Source organism: uncultured Caballeronia sp. (genome assembly GCF_964243625.1).
Lineage (GTDB): Bacteria > Pseudomonadota > Gammaproteobacteria > Burkholderiales > Burkholderiaceae > Caballeronia.
The window spans coordinates 1-4073 of the sequence record NZ_CAXTGZ010000543.1; the positions used below are offsets into that span (position 1 = coordinate 1).

4 protein-coding genes are annotated in these 4073 nt (G+C 59.0%); 2 read left to right on the top strand and 2 right to left on the bottom strand.

The window, feature by feature from the left end:
• On the top strand, positions 1-1030 hold a 1030-nt coding region (locus ACFFAR_RS26635), incomplete at its 5' end, for an MFS transporter (RefSeq protein WP_174364804.1).
• 9 nt (positions 1031-1039) lie between these two features.
• On the opposite strand, the gene ACFFAR_RS26640 is transcribed toward ACFFAR_RS26635, so the two are convergent.
• Positions 1040-1813, bottom strand: a complete 774-nt coding sequence (locus ACFFAR_RS26640) for a YkgJ family cysteine cluster protein (protein WP_075358357.1) — start codon at positions 1811-1813, stop codon at positions 1040-1042.
• Between the two features lie 299 nt (positions 1814-2112).
• Between ACFFAR_RS26640 and ACFFAR_RS26645 the strand changes: the two genes are divergently transcribed.
• Positions 2113-3288: a lactonase family protein gene (locus tag ACFFAR_RS26645; protein ID WP_375508770.1), complete on the top strand. Its 1176-nt coding sequence runs from the start codon at positions 2113-2115 to the stop codon at positions 3286-3288.
• 49 nt (positions 3289-3337) lie between these two features.
• Here the strand turns inward: ACFFAR_RS26645 and ACFFAR_RS26650 are convergent.
• The coding region (locus ACFFAR_RS26650; RefSeq protein ID WP_174364803.1) for an efflux transporter outer membrane subunit at positions 3338-4073 on the bottom strand (736 nt) is incomplete at its 5' end.

Consider the following 4073-nt stretch of genomic DNA (forward strand, 5'->3'; position numbering starts at 1 on the left):
CGAACATATCTCCTGGCGCGCGGTGTTTTTCATCAACGTGCCGCTCGCGGCGCTCGTCATATGGATGACGATCCGGCACGTGCGCGAAAGCCGCAACATGCTCATTTCCAGCGCGCTCGACTGGCCCGGCGCACTGCTCGCATGCGCAGGTCTGGGCGGCGTCACCTATGCGTTGATCGAAGGCGTGAACGGCGGAAAGAGCGTGGCTATCGCCGCCCTGGCGGGCGTTGCTGCATTGGCGGGATTTGTTATGGTCGAAGCGCGTTCCTCATCGCCGATGGTGCCGCTGACGCTGTTCAAGTCACGAACATTCAGCGGCGCGAACCTGATCACGCTTTTCCTGTATGCGGGCCTGGGCGGCGTTCTCTATTTTCTTCCGCTCAATCTGATCCAGGTACAGCATTATTCGGCAACACAAGCCGGAGCGGCGCTATTGCCGCTGATCCTCATCATCTTCCTGCTTTCGCGCTGGTCGGGGGGATTGATTGCACGGTACGGATCTAAAGGCCCCTTGACGATTGGGTCACTTATCGTGGCACTCGGATTCGGGTCGCTTGCATGGCCTGGAATAGGTGGATCGTATTGGGCTACTTTTTTTGCGCCTCTCGTCATTCTCGGATTAGGGATGGCTATTTGCGTTGCGCCGCTGACCACGTCGGTCATGAACGCAGCGCCGGAAAATCAATCCGGCGTGGCATCCGGCGTGAACAATGCGGTATCGCGTGTTGCCGGTTTGATCGCGGTTGCGCTGTTTGGTTTGATCCTCTCAGCGACCTTCAACCATTCCCTGGATTCACGCCTTGGACCATTAGGGCTTTCGCAAGCAGAGCGTCATCAAGTCGATGAACAACGTCCCTTGCTTGCCGCGGCGACCAGTTCGAACGCCCGGATCATACGGGCAGTCGATGAGTCGTTCGTGGCGGGATATCGGGTGGTCGTGAGTCTTGCAGCCATTCTTGCCTTAGCAAGCGCCGTCAGCGCCGTGTTATTCCTTGAGGCGCCACTTACGGGGAAACGCGCCAAGGCTTGATAATCTGGCTTAAGTCGACTCAGCAAAGAAACCCAGATATTGAAACGACTCGCCATTTTGCTTGGTGCAAAACACGCTTGACGCTCCAATAGACGTCAGCGTCTCCACCGTCTCCCGACGGTTCGATGCCACTTTCCAATCGGGCACGAAGACAGTTGCATCACCCGTCTTCCGCGCAAGCTTCAACGCAGCAATCGACTGCTCGCGCGGCGGCGAATAGATCGTCAATCCTTCGTTGGCGAGTGCTGCCGTATCGATTCCCAGATGTGCGCAGGCAAGCGCCTTGGTGCCGGTATCGCCGGCATCGGCCGTGCGCGATTTGTCGATCAGGGCCGCAGTCTGCACATCCACTATCCTGTGCGCGCGCATCAGAAGGGGCTTGTCTGGCGCCCACGCTTCGGGCGGACACGCCTTCTGTTGCGGGTTCAGTTCGATAAACGGATTCACCTCGGCCGGATAAATACGGCAGACGTTCGGCCGTTCTTCGTACACGCCGCAACTCAGATTCGGCAGCAAATGCGGGCATGCGCCTTCGAATGCGGCCGCGATGACGACCACAATGCGAACTGGCAATGCGCCGCTCGATGCCGCAAACGACCTGCGGCGTTTGTGTTGCGCGAGCAAATTGTCCTCGGCCGGTTCGTCGGGCCAAGGAACTGCTTCGCACAGGAACTGGACGTCATCACCGCGTTCAAGCCAGACCAGTGCTTCGCTGACACTTAGCGGCAGCTTGAGGTCATGACAGCATTTGCCGCACATGGTGCATTCGAAGTTTAAATCCATGTTTGCGCTCTGCTTTCGGAAGGCATCTGTAAAAGGATTGTCAGGCTGCCCCGTGTCCGGTTCTACGGGCGCACTCGCTAGTTCGACCAAGTGCGCTCAACGGTTACAGCAACGCGAAAATTTTCGTGCGAGCCGATTCTATTCTTTTCAAGGAGCTTTGCACGGACAGCAATTGCGCGGCGCATCAGCGCGATGCCAGGTAAATATGCCGCCGCTGTAACCAGCTTCACGGACACGACGAACTAAGGTCAGATCCACCACAGATGCAAATCCAACTGACCAGATAAGGAGGGGTACACGTGTTCAAGAAACTCACAATGGCGACCGGTGTTGTGACACTCGTCGCTGCCTGCGGCGGCGGCAATGATTCCGCGCCTGCCGTGTCGCAGCTTTTCGCACAGACGAACGATTCCACGAATGCGGTCGTGCATTTCATCCGCAACGCCGATGGCACATTGACGAAACAACCCGCCGTGCTCACCGGAGGCAAAGGAACGAACGGCGTCAACTATTTCATGGGGAACATCGTGGCGCCCGATGCGTTGACGAGTAACCATAGCGTCATCACCAGCACTGACGGCTCGCAGCTTTTCGTTGCCAACGCCGGCGACAATACCGTGAGCACATTTTCCATCGACAAGACGTCGGGCACGCTCACGCTTCTCGCAGTGTCGCCGACAGGCGGCACCCGACCGACGTCCCTCGCCTTTGCAAACAATGTGCTTTACGTCACGCATCAGCAAGGCGTGAATGAGCTGGGCGCATATCGCGTTGGGTCGGATGGCAAACTGACATCGATTGGAACCTACCCCGTCGTCCAGCAAGACGCCCTTCCAACCGAAGTCAGCGTCAGCCCCGACGGCAAGTTTGTTATTGTGAACGGCTTTCTGAAAACACTGACGCCAGTACAGCCCGCCAATGCGTTGCTGGCTTACCCCATCAACGCCGACGGAACACTGGGACAAGTGGTGAGTTCAACCTCGGTAGGTGTAGGGCCGTTCGGAGGAGTCTTTGGTCAAGGCGCTCAGGCAGGCGTGTACGCCACGAGCGACGCCGCGGGCGGCACGGCCAGTTCGTACTCATTCGCGAGCAGCGGCAGCTTTACTCCGCTAAGCGGGCCTGTCGCGGTGACAGGGCGGGCAGCGCCTTGCTGGATTGCAATAACGCCTGACAACAAGTTCGTCTACGTAAGCAGTGGCAGCGGAGCGATCTCGTTGTTCTCGCTCGACGGCAATGGCAAGCTCTCATTGGCCAATGCATCGGCTGCGAGCGAACCGCCGGTGTTATCGACTACATCCGGCTTCGCGAACGATTCGTGGGTCAGTCCGGACGGCAAGTTCCTTTATCAGGACTACGCCGGCGACGACAAGATCGTTGCGTATTCGATCGACGTGAACGGGACGCTCACCAAGCTTGGTGAGCAACCGGCGAACACCCAATCGAAGATAAGTTTGCAGGGCCTGACTGGCACCTGAGTCATCCCTTGGCATGGCGGCACGATTCAGGCCGCCATGCAATTGGCGATCAACGCTGCGCAATGCTTGCGTCTGCGGCGGGAGCGTCACCCCAGCCACCGCCCAACGCCCGTATCAGGTTCACCGTCGCTACCGCCTGCACGCCGGAGAGCTGCACCGCAGCACGTTGAGATTGCAACGCAGTACGTTCGGCATCGATCACATCGAGGTAATTCACTGCGCCCTCCTTGTATTGCGTCCTCGATAAACTCGCAGCCCGGTTCGACGCACTCACCGCCTCCGCTTCCGTTCGCGTCTGATCTTCCAGAATCCGCAAGTCGGAGAGGTTGTCTTCGACTTCCTGGAACGCAACCAGTACGTGCTGCCGATAATTCGCCGCGTCTTCCTCGAATACGGCGCGCGCGTTCGCGAGGTTGCCCTTGCGGCGCCCACCATCGAAGAGCGGTACAGTAAGCGCCGTTCCGACCAGCGGCCCTAAAAGAAACGCTCGGCTCGACCACTTGAAGAGATCGCCCAGCGTGGCCGACTCCACGCCTGCCGCGCCAGTCAGTGTCAGCGATGGGAAATATGCCGACTTCGCCACGCCTATCCGCGCATTCGCTGCTGCCATCGCGCGTTCCGCCGCTGCAATGTCAGGCCTGCGTTCCAGCAATGAGGACGGCAAGCCAGGAGGCACACGAATCTGCACCGGCACGAGGGGATTCGCCGCCATCGAGAACTGCGCCGGCGCTTTGCCGAGCAGGACCGCCAGGCTATGCTCCGACGACGCACGCAAGCGCTGGGCA